We start from the raw sequence: 22,508 nt of genomic DNA on the forward strand, positions 1-22,508 counted from the left end.
CCCCCACCCACCCCATCCAGTCGCAGGTCGGGGGCCTGCGGGCGCAGCAAGGAGACGACCATGATCCGCACCATCCCGAGCGGCCGCGCGGCCCGAGCCGGCGCCGCCATGCTCGCCGTGCTCGCCACGGCCGCGCTGAGCGCGTGCGCGCCGTCCAGCGGCGGGCAGCAGGCGGCGGGCGAGCCGCTGCCGACCGCCACCGTCGAGGACGCCGCGTCGTTCGACCTGAACGCGCTGATCGCCGCCGCGAAGAAGGAGGGCAGCCTCCTCGCCTACGACGGCAGCGGCGACGTCAAGGACATGGCGGCGGCGTTCGAGAAGAAGTACGGGATCAGGGCCGAGGGCGTGAAGTCCAAGGCCGCCGCCACCGCCGAGAAGATGACCCGGGAGGCGCAGGCCAAGAACGTCACCATCGACGTCAGCCTGTTCGAGGACGGCCCGATGCTGGTCGGCCAGCTCCTCCCGCAGAAGATCGTCAAGACCTGGATCCCGCCGGACCTCGCCACGGACATCGACGAGAAGAACCGGAACCCGCTCATGATGCTCTCCAAGGCGTACGTGTTCGCCTACAACCCCAAGCTCAACCCCGGCGGCTGCCCCGTGAAGAACATGTGGGAGCTCACCGACCCCAAGTGGAAGGGCAAGGTGATGATGCAGGACCCGCTGGGCAAGGAGGTCTTCACCCAGTGGTTCACGCAGATGTCGGAGCAGGGCTCGGACAAGCTCGCCGCCGCCTACGAGCAGCTCGGCAAGGGCAGGCTGGAGACGAGCGAGAAGGATCCCGCCCACGAGTGGGTGAAGCGACTCGCGAAGAACGACCCGGTCCTCACCAGCGAGGACGAGGACGTCGCGACCGCCGTCGGCGCCCCCAACCAGACCCGCACCACCATCGGGCTGTTCTCCATCGCCAAGTTCCGCGACCTGGAGGACAAGAAGTTCAACATGAAGGTCTGCGAGGGCCTGGCCCCGTGGACCGGCTTCGCCTACCCGAAGTTCGCCACGATCGCGACCGGCTCCAAGCACCCGAACGCCGCCAAGCTGTTCGTCCACTTCGCCATGGAGAAGGAGGGCTTCGACCTTGAAGCCCACTCGGGCGGCGTGTCCGGCAACGACGCGGTCGGGGTGAGCCCGCACAACCCGCCCGGCCTCACCGACTGGAACACCCAGCTGTACTGGTTCTCCTCGGCGCAGCTGACCGCCGACTTCCGCGCCCGCCAGGACATCAAGGACTTCTGGCGCGTCAACCACTCCTGACCACCGTCTCCCGGCGGGCCGCGGTGGCGGCCCGCCGGGCTCCACCCCCCGGAGGAACCCCCCATGGCGGTCGCCGCCCCCGCACGGCCGGCGTCACGCGGCCGGCGCGTGCTGTACCGGGCACGCGTGCTCCTGCGTGACCCCACCGTGCTGCTCGGCCTCGCGTTGAGCGCCGTCCTGCTCTACCTCGTCATCGCCCCGCTCGTGTCCGTCGTCTCGGACGCCGCCCGGGTCCAGTACGGCGACGAGGCCCGCTCCGGCCAGGAGTCCGGCTCGTGGACGGGGTACTACCTGTGGCGGGTGTTCCGCTCGCCCGTCAGCAGGCTGCTGTTCTGGGAGCCGCTGCTGCACACCGTCACGGTCGCGGTCGGCGTCATCGCGTTCGCGCTCGTCGTCGGCGGGTCGATGGCGTGGCTCGTGACCCGTACCAACGTGCCGGGACGCAAGTTCCTCGCCGGCGCGCTGGTCGTCCCGTACATGCTGCCCTCCTGGACGTTCGCGCTCGCGTGGCTGTCGCTGTTCAAGAACGAGCGTTCCGGCGGGCAGATCGGCTACCTGCAGGGCGCCGGGATCCACACCCCCGACTGGCTCGCCTACGGGCCCCTACCGATCATCGTCACGCTCGGGCTGCACTACTACCCGTTCGTGCTGCTGCTGTTCGGCAACGCGCTGCGCCGCATCGACTCGCAGCTGGAGGACTCGGCCCGCATCCTCGGCGCCGGCGGCCGGACGGTCGTCCGCCGCATCACGCTGCCGCTGATGCTGCCCGCGCTGTCATCGGCGGTGCTGCTCGTCCTCGGCCGCGTCCTCGGCACGTTCGGCACCCCCTACATCCTCGGGCTGCCGAGCGACTACAACGTACTGTCCACCGGCCTCTACCACGCCATCCGCGACCGCAGCACCGGTGTCGCCTCGACGCTGGCGGGCGTCATCGTGCTGATCGGCGTGCTCGTCGTGATCATTGACACCCGGCTCGTCCGGGAGCAGCGCAGGTTCGTCACGGTCGGCGGCAAGGGCGCCATGGACCGCCGCAGTGACCTGCGCCGCTGGCGCTGGCCCGCGTTCGGGCTCGGCATGGCGGTGTTCGCCGCGAGCGTCATCGTCCCCGTGCTGACGCTGCTGCTGTCGACCGTCACCAAGACGCCGGGCGTGTTCAGCGCCGACAACTTCACGCTCAAGTACTGGTTCGGCGCGAAGATCGAGGGCGCCGTCGGGTTTCCGCACGGCGTGCTGCGCGGCTCCGAGCTGTGGGAGGCGGCCTGGAACAGCCTCCGGATCGTCGGGGTCGCCGCGCTGGTGTGCGGTTTCCTCGGGCTGCTGATCGGCTACGTGGTGGTGCGCGGCGCCGGGAGCCGGGTCTCCACGTTCCTGCGGCAGGTGTCGTTCCTGCCGTACCTGGTGCCGGGCATCGCGTTCGCCGCCGCCTGCCTGTCGCTTTTCGCCGTCCGGCGCGGCCCGGTCCCGGCGCTGTACGGGACGATCACGCTGCTCGTCCTCGTGATGGTGGTGACGCACCTGCCGTACTCGTCGCGGTCGGGGATCTCGGCGATGATGCAGCTCGGCCGGGAACCGGAGGAGGCCGCGCAGATCAGCGGGGCCCGCTGGGCGACCCGGATGACGCGGATCATCATCCCGATCCAGCGGGGCGCGCTCGTCACCGGAGTGGTGCTGCCGTTCATCTCGGGGCTGAAGGAGCTCAGCATCGTCATCATGCTGACCACCGCCGGCACCCAGCTGCTGACCACCCTGTCCATCGGGCTCGTCGAGTACGGCTACACCCAGCTCGCCAACGGGGTCGTGCTCGTCATCGCCCTGCTCTCTTTCACCATGACCTACCTGGCCCAGCGGCTCACCAAGAGCAGCCTGGCCTCGGGCATCGGAGGTTGACCCATGCCGGCCATCACCCTCAGCGGAGTGGTCAAGACCTATCCCGGCGGCACCCGACCGGCGGTGAGGGACCTCGACCTCACCATCCCGGACGGCTCGTTCACCTGCCTGCTCGGCCCGTCCGGCTGCGGCAAGACCACCACCCTGCGCATGATCGCCGGGCTGGAGCAGCCCACCCGCGGTGAGATCGCCGTCGGCGACCGGGTCCTGGACGCGGTGGAGCGCGGCGTCTACGTCCCGCCGGAGAAGCGCGACATGGGGCTGGTGTTCCAGAACTACGCGCTCTGGCCGCACCTCACCGTCCGCGGGAACACCGAGTTCGGGCTGCGGATGCGCAAGGTCCCGGCCGACAAGCGCAAGGCCCGCGCCAAGGAGGCGCTGGAGAAGGTGCACGTCGCCGACTGCATGGACCGCTACCCGTCGCAGCTGTCGGGCGGTCAGCAGCAGCGCGTCGCGCTCGCCCGCATGCTCGCCGTCGACCCCGGCGTCCTGCTGCTGGACGAGCCGCTGTCGAACCTGGACGCGCGGCTGCGCCTGGAGATGCGCACCGAGTTGAAGCGCATCCACGACGAGACCGGTGCGACCGTCGTGTTCGTCACGCATGATCAGATGGAGGCCATGACGATGGCCACGCACATCGCCGTCATGTCGGAGGGGGAGTTGCAGCAGGTGGCGCCGCCGATGGAGATGTACGAGCGGCCGGGCAACCGGTTCGTCGCCGAGTTCGTGGGCAGCCCGCCGATGAACATCGTGCCGATTTCCGAAGAGCCGGAAGGGCTCGCCGGGTCGCTGCTCCGCTATGTGGAGAAGCGCTCCGTGGGGACGCCGGGCTGCGTCGGCGTCCGGACGGAGGCGCTGAAACTGGCCCGCACGGCCGATGACGTGCCGGACACCGCCTGGTCGGACGAGGCCGTCGTCGAGACCGTCCTGCCGACCGGCGCGAGCTGGACCGTGCAGCTCCGCGTCCTCGACACCGAGCTGTTCGCCGTCACCCACGAGGACCCCGAGGCCGGGCCGGGCGACCGCCTCACCTGCTGGGCGCGGCCGAAGCGGCTGCACCTGTTCGCCGCGGACGGTTCGAGGATGGACGCCTGGGACGACGCCGTCGCGCCCGTCGCGAAGGCGGCCTCATGACCCTGCCCAAGCCGCGCGCGCTCCTGCTCGACTTCGGCGGTGTGCTCGTCGAGACGTCCCGCCGTCCGGGCTGGTCGGCGGCGCTCGCGAAGGAGGTCCACGCGTCCCTCATCCGCGCCGGATGCCATGCCCTCGACGTCGCGGCCGTCGAGACCGACATCAAGGCGGGCGTCGCGGCGGACCGGTGCTGGAAGGACGCCATGTCCCGCCCGTACGCGCCGCCCGAGATGACGCACGCCGCGTTCTGGGGCGACTACGTGGCCGCCGACTGGCCCGCGTCCGCCCGGCAGCTCGTCATCGCGCACGCGACCCCGCTGTGCAAGCGGATGGGGGAGCTGCGGCAGGAACGCCGCATCCGCCCCGGCATCCCCGAGCTGCTCGACGCCGCCGACGGCCTCGGCATCCCCTGCGCGGTCGTCAGCAACTCGCTGTCGGGCGCCGTCCACCGGGACTTCACCGCCGCGACGGGCTTGGACGGCAAGCTGGCCTTCGAGGTCTACAGCGACGAGGTCGGCGTGCGCAAACCCAACCCGGAGATGATCTGGATCGCGACCCGGGCCCTCGGCATCGAGCCGGCGGTCGCCTGGTACGCCGGCGACAACTTCGACCGCGACGTCGTCTGCGGGCACCGCGCCGGCGTCGGCGGCAACATCCTCATGGTCGCCAAGGGCACCTACGACGTCCCGTACGAGGTCCGGTCGCGCCCGGACGCGATCGTCGACGACGGCCACGGCCTGCTCGAACTGCTCACGAACGCCACAGAAGGAGACGCTTGACGTCCTCCCCCGCTGCAAGGCGAGCCCCGCACCCCGACGACCCGGAACCCCTCATGCACCCCGGCCTTACGCCACGCAGGGCGGCGATGCGTACCGGGGAACGCGGCGCGCGCCGCGGTCAATACCGGGACACGCGCAACCTACCGACCACCACCGACAGAACCCGAACCGACAAAACCAGGAGGCCAAAGTGCCGCAGAACGTCGATGTGCCCGCTTCGCGGGACCTGGCCGGGATCGCCGAGCTCGCCGCCCGGGCCACGGGGGACCGGCTGCGGACGGCGTTCCGGTCTCGTCCAGCGGTCGACACCAAGCGCGACATGCACGACCCCGTCACCGAGCACGACCGCGCGGCGGAGGAGACCATCCGCGAGGTGCTCGCCAAGGAGACCCCGGGCAGCGTCGTCGTCGGCGAGGAGGGCGGCGCCCAGGGCGAGGACGGTGACATCCGCTGGTACGTGGACCCCATCGACGGCACCGCCAACTTCGCCGTCGGCCTGCCGTTCTTCTGCGTGTCCATCGGCGCCGTCGCCGGCGGCGAGGTCGTCGCGGGCGCGGTGTACGACCCGGTGCGGGACGAGATGTTCACCGCGTCCCTCGGCGGCGCGACCTGCAACGGCGAGCGGATCGAGAGCCGGGGCGCCGCCCGGGACGCGACCGCCGTCGTCGCCACGTCCTACCCGAGCGCGCGGGAGCTGCGCGACGACCACGACGGGGCGCTGCGCCGCTTCGGGCTGATGGTCGACGCGTTCGCCACGCTGCGCCGTCCCGGCAGCGCCGCGCTCACGCTCGCGCACGTCGCCGCCGGCTGGACCGACGTCGCGTTCGACCCGTCCATCAACGCGTGGGACGTCACCGCGGCGCTGCTGCTCGTGCGGGAGGCCGGCGGGACGTACCTGCCGCTCGGAGGGGAGCCCGGCGCCCCCGACCACATGGCGCCCGGCTACCTGGCCTGCGTCGGCGGGTTCGACCTCGACGCGTCCGTCATGCTCGAGGTGACCGGAGCATGAGCGCCACCGGCATCCGCACGGTCGACTGGATCGTCACCGACCTGGACGGCACCCTCGTCGCCCGCGACAGGCGGATCGTCGAGTCGAGCCTGGCGGCGCTGCGCCGCTTCATGGACGCGGGCGGCACCGTCGTCATCGCCACCGGTCGCAGTGAGACGGCCGCCCTGCCGTACTACCGGACGCTCGGCCTCACCACCCCCGCGATCCTCTACAACGGCGCCCGCGTGGTCGACCTGAGCACCGGCGCCGTCCTGCACCGCCGCTGCCTGGCCGTCGCCGCGTGGGCGAAGCTCACGATGCTCTTCGGCTCGCTGCCCGACGGAGTATGGCCCGTCGCCTTCAGCGGCGGGCGAGCCCACGTGGTCTCCGATTCCCCTGCCTTGCGGCAGTACGCCCACAGGGACGGCATTACCCTCACCCGTATCGGCGCCTGGGGCGACCTTCCGCTCGACGACATCGTCAAGGTCATGATGATCTGTGACCGCCCCGACCGCATGGACCCCGCCGAGGAGACGGTGTCGGCGAACGTCGAGGGCGTCACCCTCGTCCGCTCGGAGAGCACCTACCTGGAGGCCCTCCCGGTGGGCGCGACCAAGGGCGCCGCGCTGCGCGAACTGGCCGCCGCGCGCGGCGTGGCGCTGGCCGACATCGCGGCGATCGGCGACAACCCGAACGACCTCGACATGATCCAGGCCGCCGGCCTCGGCGCCGCCGTGGGCGACGGCGCCGAAACGGTGCGGGCCGCCGCCGACGTCGTGGTGGCCCCGTGCGCCGAGGGGGCCGTCGCCGACCTGGTCGCCCGCGTCCTGCCGTGATCCTGACCGTCGTCGGCTGCGCGGGATCCGTCCCGGGGCCGGACGCCGCGTGCTCCTGCCACCTCCTGGAGCACGACGGCTTCCGGCTCCTGCTGGACATCGGCGCCGGCGCCCTCGGCCCGCTGCAGCGCTAGGCGCCGACGCGGGGCGCGGGGCGCGGATGGGGAGGGTCAGCCCGGCGGGGCGGTGGTCGCGCGTTCGTCCAGGCGCGGTGGGACGGTACGGCGGCGCGCCCGTGCCGGCGCGCCGTCCTTGATCCGGGCCAGGAGAGTCGCCATCGCCAGGCGGCCCAGGTCGGCGGGCGGGACGGCGCTCGTCGTCACCTGCGCGGCCCGGGCCGTCGGCGGGCTGCCGTGGACGACCAGCGACACGTCCTCGGGGACGCGCTTCCCGGCGCGCAGCAGGGCCGTGAGCGTGGTGGTGCCGGTGGCGTCGCCGAGGGCGAGGACGGCGGTCGGCGGGACGGGCTCGCTCCACAGGGCGTCCGGGTCGGTGACGACCGTGCCCGGCGGGCAGGCACGGCGGAGGGGAGAGGGCCGGGCGCCCACGTCCAGGCAGGCTATGCGGTGGTGGCCGAGGGAGCTCAGGTGGGCGATCGCGCCGTCCACCGCCGCCCTGTCGTCGCCCGTCACGCAGTCGACGCGCGGGGAGCGCAGGGCGCGCCCGATCACGGTGACGGCGCAGCCTGCGGCGGCGCGTTCGATCTCGGCGGCGGCGATCCTCGGGCCTGCCAGGACGACGCCGTCCGGCCGCAGGTCGAGGAGATGGTCCAGGGCCGCCAGTTCCCGGGCGGGCCGACCGCGGCCGGTGGCGACCAGGAGCCGGACGTCGCCGGCGGCCTCGTCGGCGAGGCCGTCGTGGACGGCGGCGTACACCGGGTCGTGCAGATCGGCCAGGAGGGCGCCCACGATGCCCGTCCGCCCGGCGGCGAGCCCCCGCGCCATCATGTTGGGCCGGTAGCCGAGCTCCGCGGCCGCCCGGAGCACCGCCTCGCGGCGTTCCGGGCGGACCTTGGGGGAGCCGCGCATCACCAGCGACACCAGCGCGCGCGACACCCCGGCGCGTGCCGCGACGTCCTCCAGGGTCGGGTGGGCCATGCGTGGTCTCCAGAGGTGCGGCGGGCCGCCGCCATGGCGGAACCATGGCGGCGGCCCGCGTCGGTACGCGGGCGTCCTAGTCTCGCGGGTCCCAGTCGCCGGGCGTGACGTCCAGGTCGAGCGGCTCGGCGACATCCTCCCAGGCCACGAACTTGAAGTTCGTGTTCTCGCGGACCTCGCCGTCGCCGTCCACGGCGTCGGGGGTGTTGACGCCGTCGTGCACGACGAGCAGGCCGTTCTCGAAGCCGCCGACGGGGGCGCTGGTCACCATCGCGCCGTCGCAGACCTCGGAGCCGTCCACGGTCGTGCCGGGGGCGACGCGGAACCGGCCGATGTAGTCGTCCGGGTCCTCGCGGTCGTAGACGACGAAGGTGTTGTCGCCCTGGCTGGAGGCGATCAGGTAGCCCTCGCCGTCGTCCTGCTTGTAGAGGGACAGGCCCTCGGCGTCGGCGGTGATGTGCCGCCCGCCCACGCCGGGGTCGGGTCCGCTCGGGTCGCACTCCTCGGTCTCGGGGTTGTAGGCGGCGGGAACGCCATACTCCTTGACCTTGTCGATGAGCTGCGGCGCGCCGTCCAGCGGGATGCGCCAGATGCCGACGTCCTCCTGCGCCGCGTACAGCACCTCATGCTCGGGGTCGGCGACCATGCCCTCGACCTGCGGGCCCTCGCCCGGGTCCTCGCAGGGCGTCCAGGTGCCGCCGGGCACCGGGAACGAGGTGGGCAGCTCCAGGTCGCGGACGTGCCGGTAGCCGATCTTGCCGGTGGCGGTGACCTGGAGGCGGACGAGGCCGAGCCGGGAGGTGTGCCGGCGGCTGAGCGCGACGTAGCCTCCGCCGTGCGAGTCGCTCCAGGACGCGAGCCCGTAGGCCGTGGCCTGGTCGTTGACCTCGTCGAGGGAGGAGGAGAAGACGAACGGCGCCGACGGGTCGGTGACGTCGGTCAGCGGCGCCTGGTGGCGGACGGCCGCCCGCGGGTCGATCGCGTAGGTGCGGACGGTGTCGCGGCCGCGGTCGGAGACGACCGCCAGGTCGGCCTTGCGGCCGCCGAGCTGGAAGCCGTAGATCAGGTCGACGTTGTTGAACCGGCCGGGCTCGTCGCCGGGGCGGGGCGGGGTGGGCGCGGCGATCCGCTGCATCTCCCGTCCGGCGGAGTCGTACACGACGAGGCCGCCCTCCTTGAGGGTCGCGACGATGAGGTCGCCGGCGCGGTCGCTCGGATGGCTCCAGATCGCGGGGTCGTCGGCGTTGGCGTTGCCGCCCGCCTCGTCGTCGTAGTTCGGCGGAGTCTCCAGGGCCGCGCGGACCTGGGCGAGCTCGTCGCCCTCGGCGGCTGCCGGGGCGGCCGGCAGCACGGCGGCGGCGAGCACCGCGGTGGTGGCGGCGGCTGCCAGCCGGACGCCCTTGGGGGTGGGTCTCAGGTGCATCGGGTTCCTCCTGATGCGTGGTGCGGACGCCTGCACCGTAAGCGTTAGAGCGCTCTAATTCAATAGAGCGCTCTAATCGATCAAGAAGTCTCACCCCGGCATTCGGTGGGCCGCCGCCCCGCGACTACCGTTCGACCAGGGTGAGCGCGAACGAGTAGCGGTCCGCGCGGTACACGTGGCAGCCGTACTCGATCGCGATTCCCTTGTCGTCGTAGGCCGTGCGGTTCATGGTCAGCAGCGGGACGCCGCGCCGCTCGTCCAGCAGCCGGGCCTCGGCCGCCGTCGCGCCGCGCGCGCCGATGGTCTGGTTCGCGATGCGCAGGTTGACGCCGGTCGCGCGGAGCAGTTCGTACAGGCCGTGCTCGCCGAGGTCGGCCTCGGTCACCGCGATCAGGTCGCGCGGCAGGTAGTTGGTGAGCAGGGCGAGCGGCTCGTCGCCGGTGCAGCGGATCCGGCGCATCCGGGTGACCTCGGTGCGGGGCGGTACGCCGAGCTGCTTGGCCACCTCGTCCTCGGCCGGGACGAGGCCGAGCTCCAGCACCCGGGTGCGCGGCTCGCGGCCGGCCGCCGCCAGGTCGTCGTGCAGGCTGGTCAGTTCGATCGAGCGGCGGATCTCCGAACGCACCACCTGAGTGCCGACGCCGCGCTTGCGGACCAGTAGCCCGCGGTCGACCAGGTGCTGGATCGCCTGCCGGACGGTGGGGCGGGACAGCCCGCAGCGGTCGGCCAGCTCGACCTCGTTCTCCAGCCGGGTGCCCGGGGACAGCTCGCCGGCCCGGATCGCCGCCTCGAGCTGCCGGGCGAGCTGGTAGTACAGCGGCACGGGGCTGCTGCGGTCCACGGTCACGCGCGGTCGGTACACCCATCGTCTCCTCTCGTGCGGGACGATCGTACCCCCATTCGTGTATTTAACTTATTACCTCATAATGTCCTAACAAACTATTGACATTCCCTCCTGGCCTTCAGCAGACTCGGCGGGGCCGGTGGCACGGCCGGCGCAGGCACGTCCGCTGGAAGATGGTGAGCCGATGATCAAAGATCGCGTCGCGGGAGCCCCGATCTCATGGGGGGTGTGCGAGGTGCCCGGCTGGGGGTACCAGCTGGCGCCCGCGCGGGTGCTGGCGGAGATGCGCGACCTCGGGCTGGCCGCCGCGGAGTTCGGGCCGGACGGCTTCCTGCCGACCGGGGCCGCCGAGCGCGCCGCGCTGCTGGCCGAGTACGGGCTCCGCCCGGTCGGCGGGTTCGCGCCCGTGGTGCTGCACGAGCCCGCCCGCGACCCGCTGCCCGACGTCCGGCGCGTTCTGTCCGGGTTTGATGTGGAACGCTCCAGAGAGCGCCTCACGCTGGTGCTGGCCGCGGTGACCGGCCTGGACGGCTACGACGAGCGCCCGGCACTCGACGCGGACGGCTGGGCGGCCTTGCTCGGCAACCTCGACCGGATCGCCGCGGCCGTGGCCGAGACCGGCGTCCGGGCGGTGCTGCACCCGCACGTCGGGACGATGGTGGAACGGTCCGACGAGGTGCGGCGCGTCCTCGACGGGTCGGGCATCCCGCTCTGCCTGGACACCGGCCACCTCCTGATCGGCGGCACCGACCCCGGCGACCTCGCCGCACGCGCCCCCGGCCGGATCGCGCACGTCCACCTGAAGGACGTCGACGCCGACCTCGTCGGCGCCGTCCAGGCGGGCGCGACGCACTACACCGACGCCGTCCGCGCCGGCATCTACCGCCCGCTCGGCGCGGGCGACATCGACATCGCCGGAATCGTCGGCTCCCTCGAACGCGCCGGCTACGACGGCTGGTACGTCCTGGAGCAGGACATGATCATCGACGCGGAGCCCGCGCCCGGCGCCGGACCCGTCGCCGACGTGCGCGCCTGCGTCGACTTCCTCGCCGGGATCGCCGCATGACCGGATTCGACGTCCTCACCATGGGCCGCGTCGGCGTCGACCTCTACCCGCTCCAGACCGGCGCCCGGCTGGACGAGGTCGAGACGTTCGCGCGGTTCCTCGGCGGCAGCGCCACCAACGTCGCGGTCGCCGCCGCCCGGCACGGCCGCCGCGCCGCCGTGATCACCCGCACCGGCGCCGATCCGTTCGGCCGCTTCGTCCGCCGCGCACTCGCCGGATACGGGGTCGACGCCCGCTTCGTCGCCGACGTCCCCGGCCTCCCGACGCCCGTCACGTTCTGCGAGCTGTTCCCGCCCGACGACTTCCCGCTGTACTTCTACCGCTTCCCGAAAGCACCCGATCTGGAGATCCGGGCGGACGAGCTGGACCGCCCCGCGATCGAGGCCGCCGGCGTTCTGTGGACGACCCTGACCGGGCTGTGCGCCGAACCGTCCCGGACGGCCACGCTCAGCGCCCTGGGCCTCCGCCGCCGCACGGACCTCACCGTCCTCGACCTGGACTACCGGCCCATGTTCTGGGCGTCCCCGGCGGAGGCGCGCCGCTGGGTGGGCGAGGCGCTCGAACACGCCACCGTCGCGGTCGGCAACCTCGCCGAATGCGAGGTCGCCGTAGGCGAGGACGACCCGGTGCGGGCCGCCCGCGCGCTGCTCGACCGGGGCGTCCGCCTCGCCGTCGTCAAGCGCGGCCCGGAGGGCGTTCTCGCGGTCACGGCCGAGGGCGAGACGGTGGACGCGCCGTCCGTGCCGGTCGAGGTGGTCAACGGCCTCGGCGCGGGCGACGCGTTCGGCGGCGCCCTCTGCCACGGGCTGCTCGCCGGGTGGGACCTCCCGCGCGTGATCGGGTTCGCCAACCGGGCCGGCGCGATCGTCGCGTCCAGGCTGGCCTGCTCGGACGCCATGCCCACCACCGCCGAGGCCGCGGAGCCGGCGGTGGCCCCGTGACCCTCGACACCCAGACCCCAGCCGGGTCGCGGGCCGACCGGATCGCGGCGCTCGCGGAGACGCGCGCCGTCCGTCCCGAGGCCGTCGCCGAGGCCGCCGCGGTCCGCCCCCGGCGCCCGGCGCTGCTCGGCGCCACCGGCCGGCTCATGCTGATCGCCGCCGACCATCCGGCGCGCGGCGCGCTCGCCGCCGGCGGCGACCCGCTCGCCATGGCCGACCGCGGCGAGCTGCTCGACCGGCTGTGCACGGCCCTGGAGCGTCCCGGCGTGGACGGAGTGCTGGCCACCCCCGACGTCGCCGAGGACCTGCTCCTCCTCGGCGCCCTGGCCGACAAGGTCGTGGTCGGCTCGATGAACCGGGGCGGTCTCGCCGGGACGTCCTTCGAGATCGACGACCGGTTCACCGCCTACAGCGCCGACGCCATCGCCGCGTCCCGGTTCGACGGCGGCAAGGTGCTGCTGCGCGTCGACGACGACGACCCGGCCACCCCGCGCACCCTGGAGGGCTGCGCCCGCGCGGTGTCCGCCCTCGCCGGGCACGGGCTGATGGCGATGGTCGAGCCGTTCATCGCGCGCCGGGTGGACGGCCGCGTCCGCAACGACCTCACCCCGGAGGCGATGATCCGCGCGATCGCGATCGCGTCCGGCCTCGGCACGACCTCCGCGCGCACCTGGCTGAAGGTGCCGGTCGTCCCGGACATGGAGCGCGTCATGGCCGCCACGACCCTGCCCGCCCTGCTCCTCGGCGGCGAGGTCGCCGGCGACCCGCGCGCCGCCCGCGACGGCTGGCGCCGCGCGATGCGGCTGCCGACCGTCCGGGGCCTGGTCGTCGGCCGCTCCCTTCTCTACCCTGCGGACGGCGATGTGGCCGGAGCCGTGGACGCTGCAGTGGAGGTCATGTGAGCACGAGACTGACGGTCGCCCAGGCGGTCGTGCGCTTCCTGTCGGCGCAGTACAGCGAACGGGACGGCGAGGAGCTGCGGTTCTTCGCCGGATGCTTCGGGATCTTCGGGCACGGCAACGTCGCCGGGCTCGGGCAGGCGCTGCTGGAGCACGCCGGCGACTTCCCGTACTACATGGCGCGCAACGAGCAGGCGATGGTGCATGCCGCGTCCGGTTACGCGCGGATGCACGACAGGCTGTCCACGTTGGCGTGCACGACGTCCATCGGGCCGGGTGCGACCAACATGGTGACGGGCGCGGCGCTGGCGACCGTCAACCGGCTGCCGGTGCTGCTGCTGCCGGGCGACATCTTCGCCACGCGTCCCGCCAACCCCGTCTTGCAGGAGCTGGAGGACGCCAGGTCCTACGACGTGTCGGTGAACGACTGCTTCAAGCCGGTGTCGAAGTACTGGGACCGCGTCAACCGTCCGGAGCAGCTCCCGAGCGCGCTGCTGGCGGCGATGCGCGTCCTCACCGACCCGGCCGAGACCGGCGCCGTCACCCTGGCCCTGCCGCAGGACGTACAGGCCGAGGGGTACGACTGGCCGGACGAGCTGTTCGCCCGCCGCGTCTGGCGCGTCCCGCGCCCCGTCCCCGAACCCGCCGCCCTGGAGGAGGCCGCCGCACTGCTCCGGGCGGCCGAACGCCCGCTGATCGTGGCAGGCGGCGGTGTCATCTACTCCCGCGCCACCGGCGAGCTGCGCGCCTTCGCCGAGCGCACCGGCGCCCCGGTCGCCGAGACGCAGGCGGGGAAGGGCACGCTGCCGTGGGATCACGAGTGCTCGGTCGGCGCCATCGGGGTGACGGGTACCACGGCCGCGAACGCCCTTGCTCGCGAGGCCGACGTGGTGCTGGGCATAGGCACGCGCTACAGCGACTTCACCACCGCGTCCCACAGCCTGTTCGCGGACCCCGGCGTGCGCTTCGTCAACATCAACGTCGCTCGCTCCGACGCCGTGAAGCTGGCAGGGACGACCGTCGTCGCCGACGCCCGGGAGGCGATCAAGGCTCTCGACGCGTCCCTCGGCGGCCACCGCGTCCCGGACGCCCACCGGACGAAGGCACGGGAACTGGCCGCGCGGTGGAACGCCGTCGTGGACGGCGCGTTCGGGGAGCGGCGCGCGGGGCTACCCGCGCAGGCCGAGGTCATCGGGGTCGTCAACGCGGAGTCCGGGCCCCGGGACGTGGTCGTGTGCGCGGCCGGGTCCATGCCCGGCGACCTGCACAAGCTGTGGCGGACGCGCGACCCCAAGGGCTACCACGTCGAGTACGGCTACTCCTGCATGGGCTACGAGATCGCCGGCGGCCTCGGCGTGAAGATGGCGGCCCCCGACCGCGAGGTGTTCGTCCTCGTCGGCGACGGGTCGTACCTGATGATGGCCCAGGAACTGGCCACCGCCGTCGCCGAGGGCGTCAAGCTGATCGTCGTCCTCGTCCAGAACCACGGCTACGCCTCGATCGGGAACCTGTCCGAGAGCGTGGGCGCGGAGCGGTTCGGCACCCGCTACCGCGCCCGGACCGACACCGGCCTCGACGGCGACCCCCTCCCCGTCGACCTGGCCGCGAACGCCGCCAGCCTCGGCGCGGACGTGCTCCGCGCCGACGGCGCCGACGGCCTCCGGGACGCGCTGCGCACGGCGATCGCGTCCCCGCGCACCACCGTCGTGCATGTCGAGACCGACCCGCTCGCACCCGCGCCGGACGGCGAGGCGTGGTGGGACGTGCCGGTCGCGGAGGTGTCCGCGCTGGAGCCGGCCGCACGGGCCCGCGCCCGCTACGACGACGACAAGAAGACCCAGCGCCGCTACCTGTGAAAGGACTCTTCATGCGTTCGATTCAGCACCGGATCGGCGGCGTCCCGGCCGGCGGGAGCGCCGCGGCGCCCGTCCACGACCCGGCGACCGGGCAGCAGACCGCCGAGGTCGTCCTCGGCCGCCGGGCCGAGGTGGACGCCGCCGCCGGCGCCGCCGCGCGGGCCTTCGCGTCCTGGCGCGAGGTCTCGCTGACCCGCCGGGCCCGTATCATGTTCGCCCTCCGCGACCTGCTGGAACGGCACGAGGACGAACTGGCCCGGCTGATCACCGCCGAGCACGGCAAAATCCTGGACGACGCGCGCGGTGAAATCGTCCGCGGCCGGGAGGTCGTCGAGTTCGCCTGCGGCATCCCGCAGATGCTCAAGGGGGAGTACTCCGACCAGGTGTCGTCCGGCGTGGACGCGTTCTCGTTCCGGGAGCCGCTCGGCGTGTGCGCCGGGATCGTCCCGTTCAACTTCCCGGTGATGGTGCCGCTGTGGATGCACCCGATCGCCATCGCGTGCGGCAACGCGTTCGTGCTGAAGCCGAGCGAGCGCGTCCCGTCCGCCTCGAACCTGGTCGCCGACCTGTACGCCGAGGCGGGCCTGCCCGACGGCGTGTTCAACGTCCTGCACGGCGACGCCGAGACCGCCGCCGCGCTGATCACCCACCCGGACGTGGCGGCGGTGTCGTTCGTCGGGTCCACGCCCGTCGCACGGCACGTGCACGAGGCGGCGAGCACCGCCGGCAAGCGGGTGCAGGCCCTCGGTGGCGCCAAGAACCACGCCGTGGTGCTGCCCGACGCCGACCTCGACCTGGCCGCCGACCAGATCACCGCGGCCGCCTACGGGTCGGCGGGGCAGCGCTGCATGGCTATCTCGGTGGCCGTCGCCGTCGGCGGCGCCGCCGATCCGCTGCTCGACCGGCTCGCCGCCCGGGCCCGCGCGATCACCGTCGGGCCTGGCGCCGACCCGTCCAGCGAGATGGGGCCGTTGATCAGCGCGGCGGCACGGGAGCGCGTCGGCGGGCACGTCGAGGACGCGGCGCGCGCCGGCGCCAAGCTCGTCGTGGACGGCCGCGGCCGGCCCGGCCCCGGCTTCTTCCTCGGCCCCTGCCTCCTCGACGGCGTCACCACCGGCATGCCCGCCTACCGGGAGGAGATCTTCGGGCCCGTCCTGGTGGTGCTGCGCGCCGAGACGCTCGATGAGGCGATCGCGCTGGTCAACGCCAACCCCTACGGCAACGGAACGGCGATCTTCACCGCGTCCGGCGCGGCGGCGCGGCGGTTCCAGCGGTCCGTGCACGTCGGGATGATCGGGGTGAACGTCCCGGTCCCGGTGCCGATGGCGTTCTACTCGTTCGGCGGCTGGAAGGCGTCGCTGTTCGGCGACACCCACGTCCACGGGGCCGAGGGCGTCCGGTTCTACACCCGGGCGAAGGCCGTGACGTCCCGCTGGCCCGAGCCCGCCGGGGCGGCCGGGGCGGGCGCCGAGGCACCCTCGATGGCGTTCCCCACGGCGCGCTGACCCAAGAGTGCCCTGGGGCTTCGCCGAACGGCCGGTGATCGTTCACCGGCGGTTCAGGGACGGCGGCCAGCCTCCTGCGTGATCCCCTCACGTGAAGGAGTGCCCATGTCCGTGACCCGTCGCGGAGTCGTCAAGGGCGGCGCCGCAGGCGCGCTGTCCATCGCCCTCGCCGGAAGCCTGGACGGAATCTTCCAGACGTCGGCGGGCGCCGACGCCGGAGAGGCCTACGGCTACGGCCCGCTCAACCCCGACCCCAAGGGCGTCCTGGACCTGCCCAAGGGCTTCCACTACAAGCAGCTGTCGGTGGAGGGCGACCCCATCTCCGACGGCGTCGTCGTCCCCGGACACCACGACGGGATGGCCACCTTCCCCGGCAGCAGGCACGGCCGGACCCGGCTCGTCCGTAACCACGAGCAGGGCACGAACGGCACCCGCGCCGTGGCGCCCGCCGAACTGACCTACGACCCCGCCGTGAACGGCGGCACCACCACCCTGGAGGTCGACAGCCGCGGCAACCTGCTGTCGCAGTACGTCAGCCTCGCCGGGACGGCCGTCAACTGCGCCGGCGGCCGCACCCCCTGGGGCACCTGGCTGACCTGCGAGGAGACCGAGGGCGTCGGCGGCCAGACCAAGAGCCACGGCTGGGTGTTCGAGGTCGACCCGGACGGCCGGCGCACCGAGCCCGTCCCCCTGACGGGCCTCGGCCGCTTCGCGCACGAGGCCGTCGCCGTCGACCCGCACACCCTCACCGCCTACCTCACCGAGGACGCGGCCAGGCCGTTCGGGCTGTTCTACCGGTTCCGGCCCCGCGCCCACCACGGCGGCTACCACGCCTACATGCGGGGCGGGCAACTGGAGGCGATGAACGTCCGGGGCGTCCCGGACCTCTCGCTCGTCACCGAGCCCGGCACCCGGCTGCGCGTCGAGTGGCTGGACGTCCCGGACCCGTCGGCGAAGCAGACGTCCGTCCGCAAGCAGTTCGACACGATCACCCGGAGCCAGAAGCTCGAAGGCTGCTGGTGGGGGCACGGCAAGGCGTACTTCGTCTGCAGCTTCTCCGACACCGGCGACGGCGCCGCCGCCGACCACGCCGGGCAGGTCTGGACCTACGACCCGCGCCGCAACGAGATCGAGCTCCAGCTGATCTTCAAGCCAGGCGGCCGGTTCGACGGCCCCGACAACATCACCGTCTCCCCGTACGGCGGCGGCGTGATCCTGGCCGAGGACGGCGACGGCGAGCAGTACCTCGTCGGCACCACCCGCGAGAACAAGCCGTTCGCGATGGCGCGCAACGCCCTCAACGGCAGCGAGTTCACCGGCGTGACGTTCTCCCCGGACGGCCGCGTCCTGTTCGCCAACCGCCAGTCGGACCCGGGCGCGACGTTCGCGATCACGGGCCCCTGGCACCGGCTGCGGGGCTAGGCCAGGCCCCGGCGGGCGACGGTGGGGGGCCGGGTGCCCTGGATGGAGGCCACCATGTCGAGCACCTGGCCCATGCCGTCCGCCTGGGACTCCGGCACCCGGAAGTACACCGCGCCGAGCCACGCGTAGACGGACGCTGCGGCGAGGAGCCCCGGATCGGGGTCCCGCGCGTCCGTCTCCAGCGTGACGAGCACGGCGTCCCCGGAGGCGGCGAGCCGTTCCACGCGGCTCGCCGGGGGCGCCGTGCCCGCGTCGACGGCGCCGTCCGGAACCGGCGCGTCCGGTGGAAGGACCTTCCGCTCTTGCATCCCCATGCCGCCAAGCGTGGCACGATCGGAGTCCGGGGATCGTCCTTCCCGTAGGGACACGGGCAGAAGATCGGAGCGTTGATGGTGGTCGTGGTGCTCGTCCTGGCCGGCGTGGCCGTGCTGGGCGCCGTCGTCGTCCTCGCCATGGGCAGGGGCGGGGAGCTGGCCGAGGCCCATCCGGACTATCCGCCCCTCCAACTGGACGCCGAGGGCCGCCCCATCCTGGGCGCGGACGGTTCCCGCCTCCGGTTCCCGGCCACGATCTGGGGGTATCAGATGCAGGTGACGGACGAGGCCGTCCACCGCCTGACCACGGCCCTGCAGGAGCGCGACGCCCGCGTGGCCGACCTGGAACGGCAGCTGCACGACCTCCGGAGGCGCGTCGACGAACCGCCCATCGGTGCCCTGCACGGCCTGGAGGAGCCCGGCGACGGCGTCCCGCTCCGCAAGGAGACCGTCCCCAAGGAGGACGAATCCGGCGCGAAGGAGGACCACCGGTGAGCCAAGTCGCCGTCCACGCGGAGGCCGTGTCCGGCGCCCCGGCACAGCGCGTCTTCGACGTCCTGACCGACTGGCCCCGCCACGCCGAGTGGATGCCGTTCACCAGCGCCGAGGGCGGCGACAAGGTGGGCGACGAGCTGCGCGCCTGGACGGGCGTCGGCCCCGTCGGCTTCCTCGACACCATGATCATCACCGACTGGCGGGAGGGGCGGCGCGTCGCCGTCCGCCACACCGGCCGCCTGGTGCGCGGCGAGGCGTGGTTCAAGGTCGTCCCCGAGGGGCGGGGCAGCCGCGTCGTCTGGGCGGAGCGCATCGACCTGCCCCTCGGCCCGCTGGGCCGCGCCGGATGGCTGGTCGCCGGCCCGGTCGTGAAGGCGTTCCTGACCCTCGGCCTCCGCCGACTCGCCGCTTTGTCGGAGGCGTGAGGTAGAACGGGGAGAGTGACCGCGATCCTCGGCGATGACGGGCTGGCGCGCTGCCCATGGGGGCTTTCGGCGCCCGACTACATCGCCTACCACGACGACGAGTGGGGCCGTCCCGTCCGCGACGACCTCGGGCTCTACGAGAAGCTGTGCCTGGAGGCGTTCCAGTCGGGGCTCTCCTGGCTGACGATCCTCCGCAAGCGGGAGAACTTCCGCGCCGCCTTCCACGGCTTCGACCCGGAGAAGGTCGCCGCGTTCGGCCCCGATGACGTGGAGCGCCTGATGGGCGACGCCTCCATCGTCCGGAACCGGGCGAAGATCGAGGCGGCGATCGGTAACGCCCGCGCCGCCCTCGACCTCCCCGGCGGCCTCGCCGCGACCGCCTGGCGCTACGCCGACCCCGACTCCCCGGCCTACACCGACATGGCCGACGTCCCCGCCTCCACCGACGCCTCCAAGGCCCTCTCCAAAGAGCTGAAGAAGCACGGCTTCCGCTTCGTCGGCCCCACCACGGCCTACGCCCTCATGCAGGCGTGCGGACTCGTGAACGACCACCTGACCGGCTGCGCGTTTCGTTGCGGCGCCCTCGGCGGCAGGCGCTAGAGCGCCTTTCTTCAACGGGCCCTGCGGCGATCGCCGCATCGCATCCGACTCGCCTGGCGGCTCGCTGCGCGATCAGGTCCTCGCAAGCTCGAACCTGCCTTCGGACGTGATCGCGACGCTCCAGGATGTCGCGTGGCCGGGGCAACGGGCTGGGGAAGTCATTCGGCTTTGGTGGCCTCCAGGAGGGGGACGTCGGCGGCGCGCCGGGCCGGGAGGGCGGACGTCGCGAGCGCGACCGCCGCCGCGCCGGCGATGACGGCCGGGAACAGCCACCACGGCGGGTCCGGGGTGAGGAACGAGCTGCCCGTGGCGACGTGCATCAGGAAGACGGCGCCCAGCGCCGTGCCGATGCCGAGCAGGCCCCCGAGCAGGACGACGGTCGCGGCCTCCCAGCGGACGATCGCCCTGATCTGCGCCGCCGTCGCCCCGACCGCGCCGAGCAGCCCGAACTCCCGGGTCCGCTCGCCGACGCTCATCGAGACGGTGGTCGCCATCCCGAACAGCGAGAGGACGAGCGCCATCCCGATGAACCCGTAGATGACCGTCAGCCCGCTCGTCAGCGCGCCCGCGGCCGTCCGCACGTAGGCGCCCTTCCCGAGGACCCCGACGCCGGGCGTGTCCGCGAACGCGCGGGAGAGGTCCCGCTCGGAGCCGCCCCGCACGAGGACGACCTGCGCGGGGGCGTCCGGGTCCAGCCGGTCCATGGTCGCCGCCGACACCACGGCCTGGTCGGCGAACAGGTGCGACGGGTCGTGGTACGCGGCGGCGACCCGCAGCGGGATCCGGCCCTGCGCGCCGCGCACGACGATCGTCTGCCCCTTCCCGATCCTCTGCGCCTCCAGCACCGCGGAGGTGAGGGCGATCTCGCCGTCCCCGAGCCGAGGCAGGCGCCCGCCGAGGTCCAGCACGGCCGGCATCGCGGCCTGGTCGGCGCCCGTCACGGAGAGGTAGGCGGGCTCCGGCGGCTCCTCCGGCGACGGGCGGCGGGGCGGCGGCGAGACGAGCTTGATCTCCGACACCGTCAGCGCCACCGCGGCGGACACGCCGGGCACGGCCGCCGCCTTGGCCGCCGAGTCGCGCGGCAGCGGCGCCGGGCCGTCGGACGTCGTCCCGGTCGCGGCGATCGCGTGCTCGGCCCGCATCACCTGCCGGCCGGTCTCGTCGAACCGCGCGTTCACCGACAGGACGGTCAGCGCGGTCGCGCCGACCAGCGCCACGCCCAGCATGAGCGACGACGCGGCCGACGACACCCGGCGGGGGCTGCGGGTGATCGTGGCGCGGGCGAGCCGCCCGGCCTCGCCGCTCACGGCCGTCCCGACGCGTCCGACGAGGCCGCCGAGGGGGCCGACGAAGAACGGGGCGAGGAGGGCGAGGGCCACGACCGTCGTCATGCAGCCCATGAGGACCATCATCGCGACGCCGACGGTGCGCTCCGGCCCGGGCGGCTCCTCGTACCTGATCCCGAAGACGCCGCCGAAGAAGATCCACGCGCACGCGAACACGGCGAGGGCGCCGAGCACCCGGCCCCGGCGGCGGCCGGCCGTCTCGGCGCTCGCGGCGCGGATCGCCGCCATCGGGGAGATCCGCGCGGCGCGGCGCGCGGCCCGCCAGGCGGCGAGCTGGGTGACGACGATCCCGGCGGCGGCGGGCACGGCGAGCGCGATCCAGCCGTACTGGGCGTCGGCGGCGGAGATGTCGAAGCCGTCCTCGGCGAACAGCCGGGTGAGCAGCGCCGACACGGGGTAGCCGAGGAGCACGCCGCCGGCCGACGCGACGGCGCCGAGGGCGAGGGCCTCCCACCGGATCAGCCGCTTGATCTGGCGCGGCGTCGCGCCGATCGCGCTGAGCAGCGCCAGCCGCCGGGTCCGCTGCCGGACGAGCGTCCCGAACGTGTTCGCCACGACGAACAGCCCGACGAACACCGCGACGGACGAGAGCATGCCGATGGCGCCGCCGATCGACGCGCCCGCCCCCTCCAGGTCGGCCGACTGGGCGTCGCGCACGGCCGCGGCGGTGCGGACGGTGACGTCCTCGCCGAGGGCCCCGGCCAGCTCGGCGCGGAGCTCCGCCGGACGGACGCCGGGCGCCGCCTTCACCCAGACGCCCTGCCACGTCCCGGCGGGGAGGCCCGCCGCCTGCCCGGCCGTCGACGGCGCCGCCAGCAGCAGGTCGCCGCTCGCGACGGCGCTGTGCCCCTGCACGGTGACGATTCCGACGATCTTCATGGTGCGGCTCTGCTTCGGCAGCATGACCTTCAGCGGGTCGCCGACGTCCAGCTTCCCGGCCCGCGCCACGTGCCGGGTGACCGCGACCTCGTCGCCGCCGGCCGGGGCGCGCCCCGACTCCAGGCGGTAGGGGTTCAACCGCGCGTCGGACGTCCACGGACGCAGCGTCGTCCCGGCGCCGGCGGGCGGCAGGATCGTCCTGCCGTCGGAGCCGCTCGCGGTGACCGGGACCATCGCGTCCCCGGCCGCCGCCGCGACCCCCGGCCGTCCCGCCACCGAACGCAGCGCGACCTGGCCGTCCGGGGCCGAGTACGGGTCGTCGGCGTCGGTCGTACCGCCCTGGACGAGCACGTCCGCCGCGGAGTACTCGCTGGCGTCGCTGCCCGACACCGCCTCCTGCGCCCGGAGCGTGAACTGCAGCGAGCCCGCGATCAGCCCGATCGAGAACACCGCCGCCAGCAGCGTGGCGGCCAGCCGTGTCCAGCCCTCGGCGAACGAGCGGCGCGCGATGAGCCACATGC

Annotated in this window: 21 protein-coding genes; 16 read left to right on the forward strand and 5 right to left on the reverse strand. The window is 73.6% G+C overall.

The features are described 5' to 3' along the window. Window positions 1-60: 60 nt before the first annotated feature. The 7 genes from SM611_RS17170 (at window position 61) to SM611_RS17200 (ending at window position 7,009) form a co-directional block, all read left to right on the forward strand. Window positions 61-1,254, forward strand: coding sequence for an ABC transporter substrate-binding protein (locus tag SM611_RS17170; RefSeq protein WP_371950563.1), 1,194 nt, complete (start codon window positions 61-63; stop codon window positions 1,252-1,254). 63 nt (window positions 1,255-1,317) lie between these two features. Beyond that, window positions 1,318-3,141: an ABC transporter permease gene (locus SM611_RS17175; RefSeq protein ID WP_371950564.1), complete on the forward strand. Its 1,824-nt coding sequence runs from the start codon at window positions 1,318-1,320 to the stop codon at window positions 3,139-3,141. Between the two features lie 3 nt (window positions 3,142-3,144). Continuing rightward, a complete protein-coding gene (locus tag SM611_RS17180; RefSeq protein ID WP_371950565.1) occupies window positions 3,145-4,275 on the forward strand; it encodes an ABC transporter ATP-binding protein in 1,131 nt (376 codons plus the stop codon). Next, window positions 4,272-5,051 carry an HAD family hydrolase gene (locus SM611_RS17185; protein WP_371950566.1) on the forward strand — a complete coding sequence of 260 codons (780 nt, stop codon included), beginning with the start codon at window positions 4,272-4,274 and terminating at the stop codon, window positions 5,049-5,051. Before SM611_RS17180 ends, SM611_RS17185 begins: the two co-directional genes overlap by 4 nt. Before the next feature lie 190 nt (window positions 5,052-5,241). Continuing rightward, window positions 5,242-6,060, forward strand: coding sequence for an inositol monophosphatase family protein (locus tag SM611_RS17190; RefSeq protein ID WP_371950567.1), 819 nt, complete (start codon window positions 5,242-5,244; stop codon window positions 6,058-6,060). Continuing rightward, window positions 6,057-6,875 (forward strand): Cof-type HAD-IIB family hydrolase, encoded by an 819-nt coding sequence (locus tag SM611_RS17195; RefSeq protein ID WP_371950568.1) that lies wholly within the window; start codon window positions 6,057-6,059, stop codon window positions 6,873-6,875. Before SM611_RS17190 ends, SM611_RS17195 begins: the two co-directional genes overlap by 4 nt. Beyond that, window positions 6,872-7,009, forward strand: a complete 138-nt coding sequence (locus SM611_RS17200) for an MBL fold metallo-hydrolase (RefSeq protein ID WP_371950569.1) — start codon at window positions 6,872-6,874, stop codon at window positions 7,007-7,009. The genes SM611_RS17195 and SM611_RS17200 overlap by 4 nt, the downstream gene beginning before the upstream one ends. Before the next feature lie 36 nt (window positions 7,010-7,045). Here the strand turns inward: SM611_RS17200 and SM611_RS17205 are convergent, their stop codons facing one another. From SM611_RS17205 to SM611_RS17215, 3 genes are all read right to left on the reverse strand, one after another. Continuing rightward, entirely contained in the window at window positions 7,046-7,972 is a 927-nt protein-coding gene (locus SM611_RS17205; RefSeq protein WP_371950570.1) for a LacI family DNA-binding transcriptional regulator, read from the reverse strand. Between the two features lie 76 nt (window positions 7,973-8,048). After that, window positions 8,049-9,395: a phytase gene (locus SM611_RS17210; protein ID WP_371950571.1), complete on the reverse strand. Its 1,347-nt coding sequence runs from the start codon at window positions 9,393-9,395 to the stop codon at window positions 8,049-8,051. Window positions 9,396-9,519: 124 nt separating this feature from the next. Next, a complete protein-coding gene (locus tag SM611_RS17215; RefSeq protein WP_371950572.1) occupies window positions 9,520-10,257 on the reverse strand; it encodes a GntR family transcriptional regulator in 738 nt (245 codons plus the stop codon). Between the two features lie 166 nt (window positions 10,258-10,423). Here SM611_RS17215 and SM611_RS17220 point away from each other — a divergent pair, with 166 nt between their 5' ends. The 6 genes from SM611_RS17220 to SM611_RS17245 all read left to right on the forward strand — a co-directional run bounded on the left by SM611_RS17220 (window position 10,424) and on the right by SM611_RS17245 (window position 17,928). Further along, a complete protein-coding gene (locus SM611_RS17220) occupies window positions 10,424-11,305 on the forward strand; it encodes a TIM barrel protein (protein ID WP_371950573.1) in 882 nt (293 codons plus the stop codon). Next, complete coding sequence (iolC, locus tag SM611_RS17225; protein WP_371950574.1) at window positions 11,302-12,246, forward strand: 5-dehydro-2-deoxygluconokinase; 945 nt, start codon at window positions 11,302-11,304, stop codon at window positions 12,244-12,246. Before SM611_RS17220 ends, iolC begins: the two co-directional genes overlap by 4 nt. Beyond that, entirely contained in the window at window positions 12,243-13,148 is a 906-nt protein-coding gene (locus SM611_RS17230) for a Cgl0159 family (beta/alpha)8-fold protein (RefSeq protein WP_371950575.1), read from the forward strand. The genes iolC and SM611_RS17230 overlap by 4 nt, the downstream gene beginning before the upstream one ends. Then, a complete protein-coding gene (gene iolD / locus SM611_RS17235; RefSeq protein ID WP_371950576.1) occupies window positions 13,145-15,001 on the forward strand; it encodes a 3D-(3,5/4)-trihydroxycyclohexane-1,2-dione acylhydrolase (decyclizing) in 1,857 nt (618 codons plus the stop codon). Before SM611_RS17230 ends, iolD begins: the two co-directional genes overlap by 4 nt. Before the next feature lie 11 nt (window positions 15,002-15,012). Then, a complete protein-coding gene (locus SM611_RS17240) occupies window positions 15,013-16,506 on the forward strand; it encodes a CoA-acylating methylmalonate-semialdehyde dehydrogenase (RefSeq protein ID WP_371950577.1) in 1,494 nt (497 codons plus the stop codon). 105 nt (window positions 16,507-16,611) lie between these two features. Then, window positions 16,612-17,928, forward strand: coding sequence for an alkaline phosphatase PhoX (locus SM611_RS17245; protein WP_371950578.1), 1,317 nt, complete (start codon window positions 16,612-16,614; stop codon window positions 17,926-17,928). On the opposite strand, the gene SM611_RS17250 is transcribed toward SM611_RS17245, so the two are convergent. Continuing rightward, window positions 17,925-18,242 (reverse strand): hypothetical protein, encoded by a 318-nt coding sequence (locus SM611_RS17250; protein WP_371950579.1) that lies wholly within the window; start codon window positions 18,240-18,242, stop codon window positions 17,925-17,927. The genes SM611_RS17245 and SM611_RS17250 overlap by 4 nt on opposite strands. A gap of 75 nt (window positions 18,243-18,317) precedes the next feature. Here SM611_RS17250 and SM611_RS17255 point away from each other — a divergent pair, with 75 nt between their 5' ends. The 3 genes from SM611_RS17255 to SM611_RS17265 are packed head-to-tail and all read left to right on the forward strand — an operon-like array spanning window position 18,318 to window position 19,762. Next, window positions 18,318-18,737: a hypothetical protein gene (locus SM611_RS17255; protein WP_371950580.1), complete on the forward strand. Its 420-nt coding sequence runs from the start codon at window positions 18,318-18,320 to the stop codon at window positions 18,735-18,737. Then, on the forward strand, window positions 18,734-19,162 hold the full coding sequence (locus SM611_RS17260; RefSeq protein WP_371950581.1) for an SRPBCC family protein: 429 nt from the start codon (window positions 18,734-18,736) through the stop codon (window positions 19,160-19,162). The genes SM611_RS17255 and SM611_RS17260 overlap by 4 nt, the downstream gene beginning before the upstream one ends. A 15-nt stretch (window positions 19,163-19,177) precedes the next feature. Continuing rightward, entirely contained in the window at window positions 19,178-19,762 is a 585-nt protein-coding gene (locus SM611_RS17265; protein WP_371950582.1) for a DNA-3-methyladenine glycosylase I, read from the forward strand. Window positions 19,763-19,920: 158 nt separating this feature from the next. On the opposite strand, the gene SM611_RS17270 is transcribed toward SM611_RS17265, so the two are convergent. Further along, window positions 19,921-22,506: an FtsX-like permease family protein gene (locus tag SM611_RS17270; RefSeq protein ID WP_371950583.1), complete on the reverse strand. Its 2,586-nt coding sequence runs from the start codon at window positions 22,504-22,506 to the stop codon at window positions 19,921-19,923. Window positions 22,507-22,508 lie beyond the last annotated feature (2 nt).

It is taken from the genome of Actinomadura monticuli, assembly GCF_041463655.1.
Taxonomy (GTDB): Bacteria; Actinomycetota; Actinomycetes; order Streptosporangiales; family Streptosporangiaceae; genus Spirillospora; species Spirillospora monticuli.